This window comes from Archangium gephyra (genome assembly GCF_049060025.1).
GTDB lineage: Bacteria > Myxococcota > Myxococcia > Myxococcales > Myxococcaceae > Archangium > Archangium gephyra_A.
Map to the genome: position 1 here is coordinate 9,263,473 of NZ_JBMEQQ010000002.1, position 18,153 is coordinate 9,281,625.

The 18,153-nt window shown below is 66.8% G+C and carries 17 protein-coding genes; 12 read left to right on the forward strand and 5 right to left on the reverse strand.

What is annotated here, in order from left to right; genetic code table 11:
* Window positions 1-65: 65 nt before the first annotated feature.
* From mbhE to mnhG, 7 genes are read left to right on the forward strand one after another with little or no spacing between them, the layout of a single operon-like run.
* Window positions 66-2,360, forward strand: a complete 2,295-nt coding sequence (mbhE, locus tag ACN28I_RS40465) for a hydrogen gas-evolving membrane-bound hydrogenase subunit E (RefSeq protein ID WP_420947232.1) — start codon at window positions 66-68, stop codon at window positions 2,358-2,360.
* Entirely contained in the window at window positions 2,357-2,806 is a 450-nt protein-coding gene (locus ACN28I_RS40470) for an MnhB domain-containing protein (RefSeq protein WP_420947233.1), read from the forward strand. The genes mbhE and ACN28I_RS40470 overlap by 4 nt, the downstream gene beginning before the upstream one ends.
* Window positions 2,806-3,210, forward strand: a complete 405-nt coding sequence (locus tag ACN28I_RS40475; protein ID WP_420947234.1) for an NADH-quinone oxidoreductase subunit K — start codon at window positions 2,806-2,808, stop codon at window positions 3,208-3,210. Before ACN28I_RS40470 ends, ACN28I_RS40475 begins: the two co-directional genes overlap by 1 nt.
* Entirely contained in the window at window positions 3,207-4,691 is a 1,485-nt protein-coding gene (locus ACN28I_RS40480) for a proton-conducting transporter membrane subunit (protein ID WP_420947235.1), read from the forward strand. The genes ACN28I_RS40475 and ACN28I_RS40480 overlap by 4 nt, the downstream gene beginning before the upstream one ends.
* On the forward strand, window positions 4,688-5,161 hold the full coding sequence (locus ACN28I_RS40485) for a Na+/H+ antiporter subunit E (protein WP_420947236.1): 474 nt from the start codon (window positions 4,688-4,690) through the stop codon (window positions 5,159-5,161). Before ACN28I_RS40480 ends, ACN28I_RS40485 begins: the two co-directional genes overlap by 4 nt.
* Window positions 5,158-5,457: a monovalent cation/H+ antiporter complex subunit F gene (locus ACN28I_RS40490; protein ID WP_420947237.1), complete on the forward strand. Its 300-nt coding sequence runs from the start codon at window positions 5,158-5,160 to the stop codon at window positions 5,455-5,457. The genes ACN28I_RS40485 and ACN28I_RS40490 overlap by 4 nt, the downstream gene beginning before the upstream one ends.
* Window positions 5,454-5,804: a monovalent cation/H(+) antiporter subunit G gene (mnhG, locus tag ACN28I_RS40495; RefSeq protein WP_420947238.1), complete on the forward strand. Its 351-nt coding sequence runs from the start codon at window positions 5,454-5,456 to the stop codon at window positions 5,802-5,804. The genes ACN28I_RS40490 and mnhG overlap by 4 nt, the downstream gene beginning before the upstream one ends.
* Here mnhG and ACN28I_RS40500 read toward each other — a convergent pair.
* The 5 genes from ACN28I_RS40500 to ACN28I_RS40520 all read right to left on the reverse strand — a co-directional run bounded on the left by ACN28I_RS40500 (window position 5,794) and on the right by ACN28I_RS40520 (window position 10,066).
* Complete coding sequence (locus ACN28I_RS40500) at window positions 5,794-6,720, reverse strand: universal stress protein (protein ID WP_420947239.1); 927 nt, start codon at window positions 6,718-6,720, stop codon at window positions 5,794-5,796. The genes mnhG and ACN28I_RS40500 overlap by 11 nt on opposite strands.
* A 70-nt stretch (window positions 6,721-6,790) precedes the next feature.
* A complete protein-coding gene (locus ACN28I_RS40505) occupies window positions 6,791-7,606 on the reverse strand; it encodes a hypothetical protein (protein ID WP_420947240.1) in 816 nt (271 codons plus the stop codon).
* An 80-nt stretch (window positions 7,607-7,686) separates the two neighbouring features.
* Complete coding sequence (locus ACN28I_RS40510) at window positions 7,687-8,706, reverse strand: aldo/keto reductase (RefSeq protein ID WP_420947241.1); 1,020 nt, start codon at window positions 8,704-8,706, stop codon at window positions 7,687-7,689.
* Window positions 8,706-9,518: a hypothetical protein gene (locus ACN28I_RS40515; RefSeq protein ID WP_420947242.1), complete on the reverse strand. Its 813-nt coding sequence runs from the start codon at window positions 9,516-9,518 to the stop codon at window positions 8,706-8,708. Before ACN28I_RS40515 ends, ACN28I_RS40510 begins: the two co-directional genes overlap by 1 nt.
* 98 nt (window positions 9,519-9,616) lie before the next feature.
* Window positions 9,617-10,066: a Spy/CpxP family protein refolding chaperone gene (locus ACN28I_RS40520; RefSeq protein ID WP_420947243.1), complete on the reverse strand. Its 450-nt coding sequence runs from the start codon at window positions 10,064-10,066 to the stop codon at window positions 9,617-9,619.
* Between the two features lie 380 nt (window positions 10,067-10,446).
* On the opposite strand from ACN28I_RS40520, the gene dnaE reads away from it, so the two are divergent.
* The 5 genes from dnaE to ACN28I_RS40545 all read left to right on the forward strand — a co-directional run bounded on the left by dnaE (window position 10,447) and on the right by ACN28I_RS40545 (window position 18,080).
* Window positions 10,447-14,019 carry a DNA polymerase III subunit alpha gene (dnaE, locus tag ACN28I_RS40525; RefSeq protein WP_420947244.1) on the forward strand — a complete coding sequence of 1,191 codons (3,573 nt, stop codon included), beginning with the start codon at window positions 10,447-10,449 and terminating at the stop codon, window positions 14,017-14,019.
* 132 nt (window positions 14,020-14,151) lie between these two features.
* Complete coding sequence (locus ACN28I_RS40530) at window positions 14,152-15,654, forward strand: AAA family ATPase (RefSeq protein WP_420947245.1); 1,503 nt, start codon at window positions 14,152-14,154, stop codon at window positions 15,652-15,654.
* Window positions 15,651-16,277 carry a hypothetical protein gene (locus ACN28I_RS40535; RefSeq protein ID WP_420947246.1) on the forward strand — a complete coding sequence of 209 codons (627 nt, stop codon included), beginning with the start codon at window positions 15,651-15,653 and terminating at the stop codon, window positions 16,275-16,277. The genes ACN28I_RS40530 and ACN28I_RS40535 overlap by 4 nt, the downstream gene beginning before the upstream one ends.
* Window positions 16,278-16,443: 166 nt before the next feature.
* Window positions 16,444-17,274, forward strand: a complete 831-nt coding sequence (locus ACN28I_RS40540; protein WP_420947247.1) for a crotonase/enoyl-CoA hydratase family protein — start codon at window positions 16,444-16,446, stop codon at window positions 17,272-17,274.
* A gap of 5 nt (window positions 17,275-17,279) precedes the next feature.
* The gene (locus tag ACN28I_RS40545; RefSeq protein ID WP_420947248.1) at window positions 17,280-18,080 is read left to right on the forward strand and encodes an SDR family oxidoreductase; all 801 of its coding nucleotides are present in this window, start codon (window positions 17,280-17,282) and stop codon (window positions 18,078-18,080) included.
* Window positions 18,081-18,153: the final 73 nt, after the last annotated feature.

Genomic DNA, 18,153 nt, shown 5'->3' on the forward strand with positions numbered 1-18,153 from the left:
TGGTTCGTTGTCGCATGGGTCTGGAGTGCCATCTTCCCGTTTGGCCCCGCCGTCCCCCACGCTCCATGAACCTGCTCGCCCTTCTCCTCATCGGCTTCGCCGCCGCTCCTCTTGCCCCCGTGGCCGTCGGCGTGAACCGGAAGGGCTCGAGCCTCGTCCTGGCGCTGGTGCCGCTGGGCCTTACGGTGTGGCTCGCCACCCTGGTGCCGGCGGCCCTCTCCGATACGCCGCCCGGCCTCCATGTCCCCTGGGTGCCCGAGCTGGGCATCGCGCTCACCCTGCGTGCCGATGGCTTGAGCATGCTCATGGCCCTCCTCATCACCGGGCTGGGCACCCTCATCGTCCTCTACGCGGGGGACTACCTGAAGGAGCACCCCCGGCTGGGCAGCTTCCAGGGATGGCTCCTGCTCTTCATGGCCTCCATGCTGGGCCTCGTCCTCGCCGACAACACCCTGCTCCTCTTCGTCTTCTGGGAGCTCACCACCATCAGCTCCTTCTTCCTCGTCGGCTTCCAGAGTGAGGAGGCAGAGGCGCGCGAGGCGGCCCTGCGCGCCCTGCTGGTGACGTTCCTCGGAGGCCAGGCGCTGCTGCTGGGGCTGCTGTTGATGGGGTGGGTGGCCGGGACGGCGACCCTCTCGGAGCTGCACGCGGCCGGGCCCGCCCTGCGCGAGGGTCCGCTGGCGTTGCCCCTGCTGCTGTTGGTGCTCGGCGGGGCCTTCACCAAGTCCGCCCAGGTGCCCTTCCACTTCTGGCTGCCCGGGGCCATGGCGGCGCCGACCCCCGCCAGCGCCTATCTGCACGCGGCCACCATGGTGAAGGCGGGCGTGTACCTGCTGGCGCGCCTCTCGCCGGCGCTCGGTGGCACCGAGGTGTGGCAGGGCACGCTGGTGTCCGTGGGGCTGCTGACGATGGTGGGCGGCGCGCTGCTCTCCTTCGGCTTCACGGACCTCAAGCGGGTGCTGGCCTACGCCACGGTGAGCGCGCTGGGCACCCTGGTGCTGCTGCTGGGGCTGGGCACGGCCGAGGCGGCCCGGGCCATGGTGGCGTACCTGGTGGCGCATGCCTTCTACAAGGGCGCCCTCTTCCTGATGGCGGGAGCGGTGGACCACGGGACGGGCACGCGCGAGCTGCCCCGGCTCGGCGGGCTGTGGAAGGCGCTGCCCTTCACCGGCACCGCCGCGGGGTTGGCGGCGCTGTCCATGGCGGGGGTGCTGCCCTTCTTCGGCTTCATCGGCAAGGAGCTCGTCTACGAGGCCTCCCTGCATGCGCCGGGCGGGTGGGGGCTGGCGGTGGGGGTGGCGCTGGGCTTCGTGCTGCTGGTGGGCACGGCGCTGCGCGTGGGGGTGCGCCTCTTCCTGGGTCTCCCGCGTGAAGGCGGGCAGGGGGCACACGAGGCCGGCCCCGCCCTCTGGGGACCCGCGCTGCTGCTGGCGGTCTGCGGACTGGTGCTGGGCCTGATGCCGGGCCTGGCCGAGCCGCTGCTGGCCCGTGCCGCGCGTGACATCGCCGGCCCCGAGGGGACCCCCGCGCCGCTCGCGCTCTGGCACGGGCTGACGCCGGCGCTGGGGCTGAGCGCCGCCAGTCTCGGGCTGGGAGCGGGGGCCTTCGCGCTGCGCGTCCCGCTGCGGCGGACACTCAGTGCCCTGCACCTGGAGCGCTGGGGCGCCGAGCGCCTGTACCACCTGTCCATCTCCGGGCTGATGCGGCTGGCGGATGTCCAGACGCGGGTGCTGCAGAATGGCTCGCTGCACCGCTACACCTTCGTCACGGTGGCCACGCTGGTGGGGTTGCTCGCCCTGGTGCTCGTCTCCCGGGTCCGGTGGATCGAATTTCCGCGGGAGGAGCTGCGCCTGTACGAGGCGGTGTTGCTCGTCCTGCTGGTGGTCTCCGCCTTCGTGGCCATCCGGATGAAGTCGGTGCTCACCGCCGTCATCGCGCTGGGCGTGGTGGGCCTGAGCGAAGCCATGGTGTACGTGCTGCTGGGCGCACCGGATCTGGCGCTGACGCAGGTGGTGGTGCAGACGCTCACCGTCATCCTTTTCGCGCTCGTCTTCTCGCGCTTTCCGGTGCCGGCCCACCGGGAGGACCAACCGCGCCGCTGGGATGCGCTCCTGGCGGTGGCGGCTGGCGGCCTCATCACCTGGGCCATGATGAACATCACCGCCCAGCCGCGTCACACCGAGCTGGCCGCGATCTATGCCGCCCGCAGTGCCCGGGAGGCCCACGGGCTGAACATCGTCAACACCATCCTCGTGGACTTCCGGGCCCTCGACACGATGGGGGAGGCCGCCGTGCTGGCCACCGCGGGCCTCGGCGTCTACCTGCTCTTTCGCAAACCCCGGCAAAGGAGGCGGGCATGAACCCGGTGGTGTTGCGCACGATGGCGCGGATGATGACGCCCGTGCTGTTGCTGCTGTCGCTGGTGCTGCTGGTGCGTGGGCACGACGCCCCGGGCGGAGGCTTCGTGGGCGGGCTGTTGGCGGTCTCCGCCCTCATCCTCTACCTCATCGCCTACGGCGTGAAGACGGTGCAGCGGGTGGTGTGGGCCCACCCGGTGGTCCTCATGGCGGTGGGGCTGCTGATCATGATGGGCAGCGGCACGCTTCCCATGCTGCTGGGCCGGCCCTTTCTCACCGGGCTGTGGACGTACGTGCCGGCGCCCTGGGGCGGCCAGGTGCACCTGGGCACACCGCTGCTCTTCGACCTGGGGGTGTACCTGGTCGTCTTCGGCACGGCGCTCTGCTTCATCCTCTCCATGGAGAAGGGCAGCGAGGAAGAGGAAGACAACCAGAGGAGGGGCATCTGATGGAGTCGGCCCTGGTGCTGTGCATCGGCGTGCTCTACTCGGCCGCCATCTACTCCCTGCTGCGCCGCAGCGCCGTGCGGCTGGCGCTGGGGCTGGTCCTGCTCGGGAGTGCCACCAACCTGACGCTGTTCGTCACCAACCGGGTGACGCGTGCCCACCCCCCGTTGCTGCCGCCGAGCGGCGTGCCGCCCATGCACTTGATGGCGGATCCGCTGCCGCAGGCTTTCATCCTCACCGCCATCGTCATCAACTTCGGAATGCTGGCGCTGCTGCTGGTGCTGGTGCACCGCACCGACCAGGCGATGGGCAGCGACGACATGGACGGGATGCTCAACGAGGCCCCCCCTTCTTCCTCCTCCTCCTCTTCCTCCTCCTCCTCTTCCTCCCCCCCGCCCGGTGAATGAGCGCGCTCCTCATCCTTCCCATCCTCCTGCCCCTGAGCGCCGCCACGCTGTGTCTGTTGTTGCCACGGCGGGCCGGGCCGCGCCGTGTCCTGGCGCTGGCCGCCACGTGCGGCCTCACGGGGGGGGCCGCGTTGCTGCTGTGGGAGGTGTGGCACGCCGGTGCCCTGGCCCTGCAGGTGGGCAACTGGGAGGCCCCCCTGGGCATCACCCTGGTGGCGGACCTGCTCGGCGCGCTGAATGTGCTGCTCTCGGCGATGATGGCGTTGGCGGGGGTGGTGTACTCGGCGGGCTCGCTGGAGCCGCGGCAGGAGGCCGGGGCCCATTATCCGCTGGTGCTGGTGATGGTGGCCGGGGTGTGCGGCAGCTTCCTCACCGGGGACCTCTTCAACCTCTTCGTCTGGTTCGAGGTGATGCTCGTTGCCTCGTTCGTGCTGCTGGCGCTGGAGGCCGGCAGGGCGCGTCTGGAGGCCTGCCTCAAGTACGTGACGCTCAGTCTGCTGGGCTCGGCGCTCTTTCTCACCGCGCTGGGACTGCTCTACGGGCTGGCGGGGACGCTGAACCTGGCAGAGCTGGCGCGGCGGCTGCCCAAGGCGGAGTACCCGGGGTTGGTGACGGTGACGGCCATGCTGCTGCTCATCGTCTTCGGGCTGAAGGCGGGGGCCTTCCCGCTCTTCTTCTGGCTGCCGGCCTCGTACCACACGCCCCCGGTGGTGGTGACGACGCTCTTCTCCGCGCTGCTCACGAAGGTGGGCGTCTACGCCCTCTTCCGCACCCTCTCCCTGCTCTACCCGGGGGACACGGCCTTCACCCACCGGGTGCTGCTGGCCATGGCGCTGCTCAGCATGGTGACGGGCGTGCTGGGCGCGGTGGCCCAGTACGACTTCCGGCGGCTGCTCTCCTTCCACATCATCAGCCAGATTGGCTACCTGCTGGCTGGACTGGCGCTGTTCTCCCGGGTGGCCCTGGCGGCGGCCATCGCGTACTGGGTGCACTACGTCTTCGCCAAGTCCGCGCTCTTCTTCGTCACCGGGGTGACGTGGCGGGTGTCGGGCACGCATGACCTGGCCCGGATGGGCGGCCTGGCGCGCTCCCACCCGCTGGTGGCGGCGCTCTTCCTGGTGCCCGCCCTCTCGCTGGCGGGCATCCCTCCGTTCTCGGGCTTCTTCGCGAAGATGGCGCTCATCCGCGCGGCGCTGCTGGGCGAGGCGTGGCTGGTGGCGGGCACCGCCGCGGCCGTGGGGCTGCTCACGCTGTACTCGATGATGAAGGTGTGGCGCGAGGCCTTCTGGAAACCACCGCTCCAGGAGGCGCGGGGAGACGCGGGCCCGGCGGCGCTGCTGGGGCCCTGTGTGGTGCTGGCGCTGTTGATGGTGGCGCTGGGCCTGGGGGCGCGTCCCCTGTTCGCGCTGGCGGATGCCGTGGCGGAACAGTTGTTGAATCCGAGCGCCTACATCCTGGCCTCGTTGGGAGGCGGCGCATGAGCACCTTCCTGTGGAACGTCATCCTGGCCTTCCTCTGGGCCGCCATGCTGGATGAAATCACCCCCACCAACCTGGCCATCGGCTTCGGCGTGGGATTGCTCCTGCTGGGTTTCGCCACCACACAGCCCGGCGCCTCGCCCTATGCCTTGAAGCTGCTGTACGTGGGCCGCCTGCTGGCGCTCGTTCTCTGGAACGTGCTCTCCGCCAACTGGCGGCTCGCCCACGAAATCCTCACTCCGGGCGTGAACAACCAGCCGTCCATCTACGCCTATGAGATGGAGGCCCGCACGGACATGGAGATAACGCTGCTCACGCTCATCGTCAGCTTCGCTCCAGGGACCCTGGGGCTGGATGTCTCGCGGGACAGACGGGTGCTCTACGTGCATGTGATGTTCACCACCACCCGGGAGCAGTTCATCCAGAACACGCGGGAGCACATGGAGCGCCCGCTACTCGAGGTGTTGCGATGAGCGGCTGGTTCGAGATTCTGCTGCGGGGCGTGTTGGTGGTCCTGGGGGTGTCGGCGCTGCTCTCGCTCTACCGGTTGGTGCGCGGGCCGTCGATGCCGGACCGGGTCGTGGCCATGGACCTCATCTCCCTGCAGTTCGTGGGAGGCATCGCCGCGTATGCGGTGCTCATCGAGGAGCCGGGCCTGCTGAACGTGGGGGTGGTGCTGGCCATCATCAGCTCGCTGAGCACCATCGCCATCGCCCGCTACCTCTTCAGTGGTGACCCCGAGGACGTTGGAGAAGGGGAGGAGTCATGAGGGAAGTCATCACCGCGTTCTTCCTGGTGTTCGGCACGCTGGGGATGCTGCTGGCGGGGTTGGGCATGGTGCGGCTGCCGGACCTCTTCATGCGCATGCAGGCGACGGCCAAGGCCGCGACCATCGGCCTCGGCGGACTGCTGGGCGGGGCGGTGGTGGCGATGGGGAGCCTCAACACCGTGGCGCTGGTGTTGCTCACCCTCATCTTCACCTTCGCCATCATCCCGGTCGCCGCCCAGCTCATCGCCCGTGCCGCGTTCCGCATGGGCGTGCCGCTGTGGGAGCGGACCCGGGAGAACGACCTGACCCGGACGAAGCCCCCTCGCACGCGCCACTTCATCGATTAGCGCGGCGGAGTTTCCGCGTCCGGCCCTTCGGGGTGTGGCGGGGCGGAACGACCAGGACATCGCAGGGCACTTCCCGCAGCACATCCCCCGCCACGGTCCCCAGGAAGGCATGCGCGACACCGGAACGGCCCTGGGTTCCGAGCACCAGGAGATCGGCGTCCCTCTGGGTGACGGTCTTCGGAATGACCATCCGGGGCGAGCCGTAGCGCACGTAGTGCTTCCAGCTCGCCTCCTCGAGCCCGGGAATCCGCCCCGAGAGCTGCGCGATGCTCAGCAGCGTGGCCATGCGATGGATGGCCTGTTGATGGTAGTGCCGCCGGTGCTCCATCAACGTCTCCGGCGAGAGGCTCGGATAGACGAGCCCCTGGAGGGGCGGATCGTAGGCGTGCACCAGGGCGAGCGGAGGGCGCGGCTCCGGAATCATCTGGAGCCCGAAGGCCAGAACCTCCTGGGCTGCCGGGTCGTCCTCCAGCGCGAACAGCGGCTGCTGGTAGGGGCCTCGCGCCGGAAGACGCACGACCAGCACGGGCAGCAGCGCCTGCCGGATGATGCGCTCCGCCGTCGAGCCGATGAAGAGCTCGCGGAAGGCGCGGCTGCCCACCCGCCCCATCACGATCAACTCGGGTTTCAGGGAGCGGGCGTGCCGGGTGATCTCGACGTGGGGGGTGCCGGTCTTCACGACGGTGGTGAGCTCTGCCTTCCGCGGGAGCGCTCGCGCCAGTTTCCTGCCGAGCGTCTTGAGCGCCTTGAGCGCATCCTCTTCGACATGCTGGCCGGCTCGCCGCAGGCCCAGCTTCGGGACGACGTGCAGCAGGGTGACCTTCGCGGTCGCGGCGAGAGGCAGCAGTGCGGTCCGCTCCACCACTCGCTCCGAGTTCGGGAGGAGGTCCACGGGGATGAGCACCGAGTGAATCATCCCGGGCTCATACCATCCGGCGGAGCCGGGGTGCGCCCTCCCCGCGTGCGTTTGGTGATGGGCTCAACACTCAGGACGGTTGCCGTCGGCGCATCGACAGCAGGGCGAGCGTGAGGAGACTGCCCGCGCTCGCGACGGCGAGCAGTGGGCGGCGAAGACCTCCTCCGAGCGCCTCCATCGCTCCCCGCGTCAGCTCCCGCGTCACCTGCCGCAGCGCTCCGCCCGCGCCCCGGACGGTGGCGGCGGCGGTGCGCTCGGCGAGCGTCTCGAGGGAGGCTCCCAACGCCTCGCCCGACACCGGCGGGTGGGCGGCCAGCTCCTCGCGAATGCCGGCGGCCAACCCGCGTACCAGCTTCCGGCCCGCGTTCTCGAGCAGGTCTCCGAAGACGTCCGGGTTCTCCCGGAGCTTCGATTCGATGCCCGCGACGAGCCCCCGCCCTACCTTCGAGGCGACCTCCTCTCCCACGGGAGCCATCATCCGCAGCTCCTCCGCGAAGGCCGGCACCTCCTCCCGGAGCTGCTGCACCACCGTCCTCACCATGGTCTCGGTGATGGCCTGGGCCCGTTCCCTCGGGGTGCGAATCTCCTCGGCGCGGAAGTGGGTGAAGTCCACCACGCCATCCAGGAGCCGGTTGAGCCGCTCGACGAAGGCGTGAAGGGGCATGCCGCCGTCCTGCCACTCCCGCTCCAGCACCTCCAGCAATCCCTGGGTGACCGAGGCGGCCATCGCGCGCGCCGCGGCCGCGGGATCCACCTGCTGGCGCTCGGCCGCCTCATGCGCCAGGCGCCCGAGGACCGTCAGCGTGTCCTGGAGGAGCGTGCGCAGTTGCCCCTCGAGCTTCCGGCATCTCCTGGCGCAGCCCGTCCGCCGTGCCGCGCACGACACTGCTCGCGGCCTCGTGTGCCGCCAGGCGCTCGAGCGACACGGCCAGGTTGCGAAGCATCTCCACGGGGCCCAAGCGCCGCTCACTCGGCATCCACCCACCCGTCCTCATTGTTGATGCACTTCCTGGACGATGCGGATGCGGGGCGGTCAGGGCAAGAGACCGGGCAGGCACGGGCCTGGGGGGCCGGGCAGCGGAGCCGCCGGCCTCCTGCTCGCTCTCGGATGAGCCCGTCCCACCCGTGGTCATGCTGGCGGAACGCATTCCGGATGCGCTCCACCGTGGCCTCGGGCAGCGGACCCTTCTCCAGGGCGTGCACGTTGCGCTGGAGGTTCTCCAGCCGCGTGGTGCCCACGATGCAGCTCGCCACACCGGGCACGAAGGCCGCGAAGCGCAGCGCGAGCTCGCTCCAGTCGAGGCCCTCGGTGTCCAGCCCCATGGCGCGCATCCGGTCCCAGTAGGTGGCGACATCGGGGGTGGAGGGGCGCTCGGCGTGGCGCCAGGGCGCGTTGCCCAGGGGGCGCTTGGCGATGACGCCGATGCCCTTCTCCCGGGCCACGGGCAGTCCCCAGTCCATCACCTTCTGGTCGAAGAGATTCACGGACGTCTGCACGGAGCCGAAGGCCCCCGAGTGCAGCGCCCAGCCCAGCGGGGCGTTCTCCCCCGAGTACGCGGCCACGCGCACCTTGCCCTGCTGCACGGCGTCGCGGAGCGCATCCACCACCCCGGGGCGCTCCAGCACCTCCACCGGGCACGAGTGGAAGTGCACGATGTCGAGGAAGTCGGTGCGCAGCCGGCGCAGGGCCAGGTCGATGCCCTGGGTGATGCAGGGCCCCGTCCAGTCCTCCACGCCGGGCACGCCGTAGCCGCACTTGGTGGAGAGGACGAAGTCCTGCCGCCGCCCCTGGAGGGCGCGGCCGATGCGCTCCTCGGACTGCCCGTAGCTGGGGGCGGTGTCGAGGAGGTTGATGCCCGCGTCCAGCACGCCCTTCAGGAGGGCCTCGGCCTCGGACTCGGACAGCTCTGGACTGCCCACCGGCCCCGCTCCGAAACCCAGCACGGAGACCTGCAGACCGGTGTTGCCCAGAGGACGGCGAATCATCAGGTGCTCCCGCTTCCACGCGCGGCCAGGTCGATGAAGCCGCGAATCCAGATGAGGTTGATGGCGTGGCAGGCTTCTAGCGGAGTCCGCGTGGTGGTCTCCAGTGCCGTCGTATACGGCACGCCCAGGCGCATGAAGTAATCCGTGACGCTGCCATCGTGGTACTCGATGAGGCCGTCCGGGTCGGTGCGGTTGACGTCGTCCACCTTCTCCTCGCGCATCACCTGGGCGTACGCCGAGGCGGCCTTCATGAGGGGCCGGTAGGCGTCCTTGTCCCCGAAGGTATAGGCGTAGGTGGCGGGGTCCGGCAGGTAGTTGTCCTGGTGGATGTCGAGCGCGGCGGCGGGAGCGGGGTAGCGCGCGATGTCCGAGCGCACCGCGCGCGTCTCCTTGGGACCGCCCTCGTAGAGGGCCCAGCGCAGGAAGGGCTCGTCGCGGTTGAGCTCACCCTTCCACTCGCCGGGCGCCGTCTCGTAGCGCATGAAGTCGTTGTTGGGCTTCTCTCCGCTGCGGTTGTAGCGGGTGCCGTCCACGAAGCCCGAGGGGTTGATGCACGGGTACACGCGCAGGCCCACGCCGCGGTCGCGGGCATAGGCGGCGATGTCCGCGAAGTGGTGGCAGAGCGTGAGCGGCCCGGCGGGCTCCTCACCGTGGAAGCCGGAGGTGATGACCAGCCAACGGTCGCCGGGTGTCGTGAGCCGGAAGAGTGGGTACTCGACACCACCCTCGACGACACGGGCGTACTCGTTCACCTCGGCGAACTGGGCGTAGCCGCGGATGCGGCGGGCGTACTCGTCATAGTTCTGGGGCACGCCCCCAGGTTATTCACCTGGGGGACAGCCCCGAAGTGTCCGTGGGCCCGATTGTGCCCGGATGTGTGCATGGATAGATACGGGGGGCCCGGCGCGCGCTAGCGACCGTTCATGTGCTCACGAACGTTGGCCGTCAACTGCTGGCGCTGCTCCGGGGTGAAGATGCGGTGGGCCTGGAGGGCGGCGTCCGCCACCTTGTGGGCGAAGGCGCGGAAGGCGTCCACGCGCGCATCCACCAGCGCGTGCACGGCCCGGGAGTCCGGGTTGGCCGAGTCCCACTGCTCCAGCATTTGCGCCCGGGCGCCCTTGTTTTCCTCGTGGAGGCGCTTGCCGTCCTCGAAGAGCGAGTCCTTCAGCCCGTGGATGGCCTGCTTCTGCTGTTCGGTGGCGTTCAGGTCCTCCATGCGGTCATCCAGCCGCCAGGTGATCATCTGCTTCACGCGCTCGGGGTCGCGGGGGCCGCCGAAGTGTCCGCCGCGGAAGCCCGAGAGGAGGACGAAGGCGAGGACGGCGGAACCGGCGATGAGCAGCTTGTTCTTGGTGTTCATGACGGATACTCCCAGGGGCCTCGGGGGCCCGCTTTCTGTTCGTGGACGCCGTCAATCGGCGACGGTGTACAGAATGCGAGAGGCCCATTGCGGGCGTTTTTCGCTGGGGTGAAGAAGTGTGAAGGCCGCGAGAGGCCCTGTCCTCGGCTGACAGGCCCGCTCGGCCGCCCGGCGGGGCGCCTTCCGAGGGATACCCCAGGTGCCAGGGCACCCGAGCCATGCCCGACCTGACGGCTCCTTCACGGCGCGTGTGGGGGATGGCACAAAGCGCCGGGGCCGATTTTCCGGCTCCGGACGCGTCGTCCGGCCGGAAACTGGCGAGCGCCGCGACCCTGAACAAATGTGGTGCTGTAGGCCCTCTTCCTGACTACTTTCCTGCCATGTCCTTTACCCATCTGCACCTGCACTCCCTGTACTCGCTCCTCGATGGGGCGATCCGGATGAAGGACCTCATCAAGACGGTGAAGGAGAAGGGGATGACGAGCGTGGCCGTGACGGATCACGGCAACATGTTCGCCACCATCGACTTCTACAAGAAGGCCAAGGACGCCGGCATCAAGCCCATCATCGGGATGGAGACGTACGTGGCCGGGCCCAAGGGCCGCAAGGACCGTACGGAGAAGGTGGGCCACCACCTCATCCTCCTGGCCAAGAACAAGGAGGGGTACGACAACCTCAAGTACCTCTCGTCCATGGCCTACCGCGAGGGCTTCTACTACCACCCGCGCATCGACAAGGAGCTGCTGAAGGACCACAGCAAGGGTCTCTTCGGGCTCACCGCGTGCCTGGGGGGTGAAGTCACCGGCGCGGCCTTCCGCGGGGACATGGACCACGCCCGCAGGGCGGCGCTCGAGTACAAGAACATCTTCGATCCCGAGCACTTCTTCCTCGAGGTGCAGTCCAACGGGATGCCCGAGCAGGAGAAGGCCAACGAGAACCTGAAGCAGCTCGGCAGGGACCTGGGCATCGGGCTGTGCGCCACCGCGGACGCGCACTACATCAAGAAGGAGGACGCGCGCGCCCACGAGCTCCTCATGTGCATCGCCAGCGGCAAGACGCTCGCGGACGGCAAGCGCATGAAGCACTCCACGGACAAGCTCTACGTCACCAGTCCGCAGGAGATGCTGGAGTACTTCAAGGACACGCCCGAGGCCGTCCACAACACCCAGCGCATCGTCGAGCAGATCAACCTGGAGCTGAAGCTGGGCAAGCCCATGCTGCCCACCTTCCAGGTGCCCGGGGACCACACCGCCGACAGCTTCATGGCGGAGCTGGCGCGCAAGAACCTCGAGGAGCGCTTCAAGGAGATCGACCTGGCGCGCTACCGCGCCGGCCAGCCGCCCGTGGACCGCGAGCCCTACAAGGCCCGGCTGGAGCTGGAGATCGGCGTCATCACGAAGATGGGGTTCAGCGGCTACTTCCTCATCGTCCAGGACTTCATCAACTGGGCCAAGCAGCACGGGATTCCGGTGGGTCCGGGCCGTGGCTCGGGCGCCGGTTCGCTGGTGGCCTACTGCCTGCGCATCACCGACCTGGATCCGCTCCCGTACAACCTCCTCTTCGAGCGCTTCCTCAACCCCGAGCGCGTGTCGATGCCGGACTTCGATATCGACTTCTGCCAGGACCGGCGCGACGAGGTCATCAAGTACGTCGGCCGCAAGTACGGGGAGAACAACGTCGGGCAGATCATCACGTTCGGCTCGCTCAAGGCCAAGAGCGTGCTGCGCGACGTGTGCCGCGTGTTCGCGCTGCCCTTCAGCGAGGGGGACCGCATCGCGAAGCTGGTGCCCGAGGTGCTCGGCATCACCCTCAAGGACGCCATCGAGATGGAGCCGCGTCTCAAGGAGATGATGGAGAAGCCCACCGCCATCGGGCAGGTGGAGGGCAAGGACGTCACCACCAAGGACGTGCTGGAGATCGCCCTGGCGCTGGAGGGTCTGCACCGCCAGCCCGGCATGCACGCGGCCGGCGTCGTCATCGCCGACAAGCCGCTGTGGGAGTTCGTCCCCACCTACCAGCCTCCGGGTGAGGACACCCTCATCACCCAGTTCGCCAAGGACGAGGTGGAGGCCGCCGGCCTGGTGAAGTTCGACTTCCTCGGCCTCAAGACGCTCACCGTCATCCAGAACGCGCTCAACCTCATCAACCGCAACCCGCCGGACGGCAAGCCCATCCTGCGTGACGACATCCCGCTGGTGGGCGATGCCGAGGTGTGGAAGCTGATGGCCGAGGGCGACACGGCCGGCGTCTTCCAGATGGAGTCCAGCGGCTTCACCGAAATGGTGATGAAGCTCAAGCCGTCCTGCTTCGAAGACGTGGTCGCCGCCGGCGCGCTCTACCGCCCGGGTCCGCTCGACTCGGGCATGGTGGACGTCTTCATCAACCGCAAGCACGGCCGCGAGCCGGTGACGTACCCGCACCCGGCGCTGGAGCCCGTCCTCAAGGACACCTACGGCGTCATCGTCTACCAGGAACAGGTGATGCAGATCTCCCAGGTGCTGGGAGGCTACACCCTGGGACGCGCGGACCTGCTGCGCCGCGCGATGGGCAAGAAAAAGGCCGAGGTCATGCAGGCCGAGCGGGCCGGCTTCCTCGAGGGCTGCGCGAAGAACAACGTCGACCTGAAGGTCGCCGGGGAAATCTTCGACCTCATGGAGAAGTTCGCCGAGTACGGCTTCAACAAGAGCCACTCGGCGGCCTACGGCCTCGTCACCATCCACACGGCGTGGCTCAAGGCGCACTACCGCGTGGAGTTCATGGCGGCCCTTCTCACCAGTGAGAAGGACAACACCGACAAGGTGGTGCTGCACATCGGCGAGGCGCGCCAGTCGGGCGTGCAGGTGCTGCCGCCGGACGTGAACCAGTCGGACATGGCCTTCGGCGCGGTGGAGGGGAAGATCCGCTTCGGCCTGGGCGCCATCAAGGGCGTGGGCGAGGGCGCCATCGAGTCCATCGTCGAGGCGCGCAAGGATGGCCCCTTCAAGAGCCTGTTCGACTTCTGCGAGCGCGTGGACTCGCGCAAGGTGAACCGCAAGGTGCTCGAAGCGCTGGTGAAGGCCGGAGCCTTCGACTTCGAGAACCGTCCGCGGCGGCAGCTCTTCGAGAGCATCGAGCGCGCGATGAGCCGCGGCTCCAGCAGCCAGAAGGACAAGGCCGCGGGGCAGAGCTCGCTCTTCGGCATGCTGGGTGGCTCCTCGGGCGGCGCCGCCGCGATGAAGGACGACTACGTCCAGGCGGAGGAGTGGCCGGAGAAGGAGCGCCTGTCGCTGGAGAAGGAGGCCATCGGCTTCTACGTGTCGGGCCACCCGCTGCACCAGTACGACAAGGAGCTCAAGCGCTACGCCCGGCCCATCACCGCGGTGGCGCGTGCGCGCAAGGACGAGAAGATCACCATCGCCGGCATCGTGGCGGCGCTGCGCGAGCGGCCCACCAAGACGGGCAAGCGCATGGCGTGGGTGACGCTGGAGGACCTGTCCGGCTCCATCGAGCTGGTGTGCTTCCCGGGCAAGGACGGCACGCGCAACGTCATGGGCAAGGACGGCAAGTGGTCCAAGCAGGGGCCCAAGCCCGGCTTCGAGCAGTGGGAGCCGCTGCTCAAGAGCGATGACCCCATCCTCGTGACGGGCACGGTGCAGATCAACCAGCGCGACGAGGACACGCCGGTGGCCGAGCTCATCGTCGACGACATCCAGAGCCTCAAGGCCGTGCGCGAGAAGCGCACCAAGCGGCTGGAGTTCCGGCTGCCGGCGGACCTGGCCACGGACGAGCGGATGGAGAAGCTGGCGAAGATCGTCAAGCAGTACGAGGGCGCCACGCCCGTGGCGGTGAGCCTGCTCTTCACCAACGAGGCCGAGGCGCTCATCGCCAACACCTCGCTCAAGGTGCAGGTGACGGACGAGCTCATCCAATCCGTGGAGCGGCTCTTCGGCATGAAGGTGGTCGAGTTCGGCTGACGCAGTCTCTGGATCCTATGCAGAGGGGCTGGAGAGGCTGTGCAAAAGCGATGCGGTGGTATCTACTCCTTCACGGGTTGACGTGAAGGAGATTAGGATGAGTCATAACCCCTGCGAGAGGCTGATTTCGACATGTTGACCCGCCTCAAGATTGACGGCTTCAAAAACTTGAAAGCTGTCGACATCCGTTTTGGCCCTTTCACATGTGTTGCAGGGGGAAACGGGGTTGGAAAGTCGAATTTGTTCGACGCGATTCGATTCCTAAGTGCGCTTGCTGACCGACCCCTTCTTGATGCTGCCTTGTCTGTTCGGAGTGAAGGAGGCGTTGGGGGGGACCTACGCAGTATCTTCCATCACGTGGGCGAGCGGTACGGGCGTACCATGTCCTTCGAAGTGGAGATGTTGGTTCCGCGCAGAGGCGTGGACGATCTGGGGCAGGAGGCTAAAGCTAGCATCACCTTTCTGCGGTATGAGTTGGAATTGGAATACCGCGAAGATGAAGGGGGACGCTCGCTTGATGGGCTACAGATTAGACACGAGTCTTTGAAGCACATTAGCTTGGGCGATGCAAAGGCGCACCTGCCCTTTGATCATAGTTTTAGCTGGCGGCGTTCGGTTGTTACGGGTCGTAGGACGAGCCCGTTCATTTCCACTGAGAGATCAGGGGAACAGACGTACATCAAGCTTCACGGTGATGGTGGTAAAGTGGGACGAACGCGCCAATTTTTGGCTGAAAGTCTTCCTCGCACGGTTCTGTCTAGTACGACTGCTGCGGAGAGTCCTACGGCCCTTCTGGCGCGTCGTGAAATGCAGTCTTGGCGACTCTTGCAGCTTGAACCTTCGGCGTTGCGTGCGCCTGATCCCTATAGCGCTCCTAGTAGGCTGGGTACTAGTGGAGCGCATCTTCCTGCGACACTGGGACGGTTGGCTCAAATTCATCGCGGAAGGCGTGAGAAGTCTGGGGTATCCGAACAAATTTACACGCGCATAGCCAACCGGTTGGCTCAGTTGGTGGAAGGCATCCGATCTGTGCGTATAGATGCGGATGAACGGAGAGAACTCCTGACTCTTGTTGTACGTGACCGTGACGGCACGGAGCATGAGGCAAGAGGTCTTTCGGATGGCACACTCCGCTTTCTCGCGTTGTGCGTTTTGGAGAGCGATCCGGAAGCTCAAGGTCTTCTGTGTCTAGAGGAGCCCGAGAATGGTATTCATCCTGAAAGAATACCAGCAATGATTCGCCTCATGCAGGACTTGGCTGTCGATGTGGATGAGCCGATAGGGCCTGACAATCCGCTTCGGCAAGTCATCATTAACACCCATTCCCCTGCTGTCGTTAGTATTGTTCCTGATGACAGCTTGGTGGTGGCTGCTTCTGAGCCGATGATGTTGCAGGGAGAGCGGTTCTCTGTGGCTTCTTTCAGGTGGTTGCCGGATACATGGAGGGATCCCAGTACTCCTCAGGTTGAATCTGTATCTCGAGGGAAGCTATTGGCGTACCTTAATCCTCTGGGGGTGATTGAGCAAGAACGGAGGATTGACAAGCCAAAGGAGCGGAAGACCGGTAAGCGGGTGATGGAGCGTTTGGACCTTCAGATGATGTTGCCGTTGCCAACTGCCGCGGATGCGTCATGAAGTGCTTTCGATATTCATTTCTTTCTGATGGGCCTTCCGATCGAGTGTTGATGCCAGCCATTGATTGGCTGTTGCGTCGGCACTCCAGGCATGCTTTTGCTGGTGAGTGGGCTGAGCTGAGGCGCCTGCCTCGACCTCCTCGTGGGTTGGTTGAGAGAATAAAGATTTGTTTGGACTTGTATCCTTGTGAGTTGCTGTTTGTGCACCGTGATGCGGAGTCGGCTACTCATTCGGAAAGAGTAGCTGAAATCAGGCGAGCCTTGGAGGCAGTGGAGGCACCGCCAACTGTTTGTGTTGTGCCGGTTAGAATGCAGGAGGCTTGGCTGCTGTTTAATGAGGTGGCGCTTAGAGAGGCCGCTGATAACCCGAACGGGGGAGAACGAATTCAGCTCCCAGCTTTATCTTCTTTGGAAGAAGTTTTGGATCCCAAGGAAGTGTTGCATGAGTTGTTGAAGAAGGTGAGTGGGCGTTCGGGGCGTCGTCTGAAAAGCTTTGATGCGCGAGAGCGCATTTATAGGCTTGCGCAGATATTGTCGGATTACTCGCCACTCTTGCAGGTGCCTGCTTTTCGAGCTTTGGACGTTGAGGTTCAGAAGACGATACGCGAGAATGGCTGGGTGTGAATTGTGGTGCTGATACTTGTTGTTTCCTGGTTTTTTGAGGAGTTGGATTGTACGGGCGGTGATCAAGTTTGACGTGTGCGCACTTGTGCCAAAGACAAGTTGCACGGGCGTGGACGCTGCCCGCCCGTTCTGCTCAAGTGGCCCTTCCTCGCGAGGGAGGGCCTGAATGACGACGGCGGCATACCAGTCTCTTCGCATCGAGCAGGCGGACGGCATCGCCGAGCTGGTGCTCACCGGCCCTGGCAAGGGCAATTCGCTCGGGCCGGACTTCTGGCGCGAGATGCCCGAGGCGCTCCGGGCGCTCGACGCGGATGACTCGGTCCGGGTCATCCTCCTGCGCGGCGACGGCGCCCACTTCACCTACGGCCTGGACCTGATGGCGATGACGGAGACGCTCGGGCCGCTCATCCTGGGCGAGGGCAATCTCGCGCTCGAGCGCACGAAGTTGCTCCAGCTCATCGAGAAGATGCAGGCCGCCACCGAGGGGCTCGCCCGCTGCCGCAAGCCGGTGCTGGCGGCGGTGCAGGGCTGGTGCATCGGCGGCGGTATCGATCTCATCGCCGCGTGCGACTTCCGTTACTGCTCGCGGGAGGCGAAGTTCTCCCTGCGCGAGGTGCGCGTGGGCATCACCGCGGACCTCGGCGCGCTGCAGCGGCTGCCGCGCATCATCGGCGAGGGCAACGCGCGCGAGCTGGCCTATACCGGCGGGGACGTGGACGCGGAGCGCGCCCTCCAGATGGGGCTGGTGAACCAGGTCTTCGCCACCCCCGAGGAGCTGCTGGCCGCGGCGCGCGCAACCGCGCGGAAGATCGCCGACAACCCGCCGCTCGTGGTCCAGGGCGCCAAGCAGGTGATGGAGTATTGCGCGGACAAGTCCGTGGCGGACGGCCTGCGCTACGTGGCGGTGTGGAACTCCGCCTTCCTTCAGTCGCATGACCTCGCCGAGGCCTTCGCCGCGTTCGCGGAGCGGCGGCCTCCGCGTTTCCAGGGGAGATGAATCACATGTCGGACGTGTTCAAGCCGGGGCTGCTCCAGGGCAAGGTGGCGTTCATCACCGGTGGCAGCAGCGGCATCAACCTCGGTATCGCCGAGGCCTTCGTGAAGGCCGGCGCCAAGGTGGCCATCAACGGCCGCAACGTGGAGAAGCTGGCGGCCGCCGTGCAGGGCCTCCAGCAGCACGGCACCGCCATGGGCCTGGCCGCGGACGTGCGCAACTACGAGTCCGTGGAGAGGGCCTTGCAGTCGGTGCGGGATGCGTACGGGGAGCTGGACATTCTCGTGTGCGGCGCGGCCGGCAACTTCCCCGCTCCCGCGGTGGGCATGTCCTCCAACGCCTTCAAGTCCGTGCTGGAGATCGACGTGCTGGGCACCTTCAACGCCTGCCGCGCCGCCTTCGAGCACCTGCGCAAGCCGGGCGCCTGCGTGCTCAACATCTCCGCGCCCCAGGCCTACCTGCCCATGGCCATGCAGGCCCACGTCTGCGCCGCCAAGGCCGGTGTGGACATGATCACCCGCACCCTCGCCATCGAGTGGGGTGGGGCGGGCGTTCGCGTCAACTCCATCACTCCCGGTCCCATCGACGACACCGAGGGCATGCGCCGGCTCGCTCCCGGCGACGAGACCCGCGAGAAGCTCACCCGCGCCATGCCCCTGCAGCGCTTCGGAACAAAGCAAGACATCTCGCAACTCGCGCTTTTCCTGGCGTCCGATGCGGCCTCATTCATCACCGGCTCCATCATGGTGTGCGATGGAGGCCAGTCGCTGCTCGGCTCCGGCCTCATGCTCCAGGCTATGGGAATGTGAGAAACGCCCGGCTCGGCCCGAGGGAGCAGGCTGTTTCGTCCTCTGGGGCTGAGTTTTTCCAGGTACAGGGTGT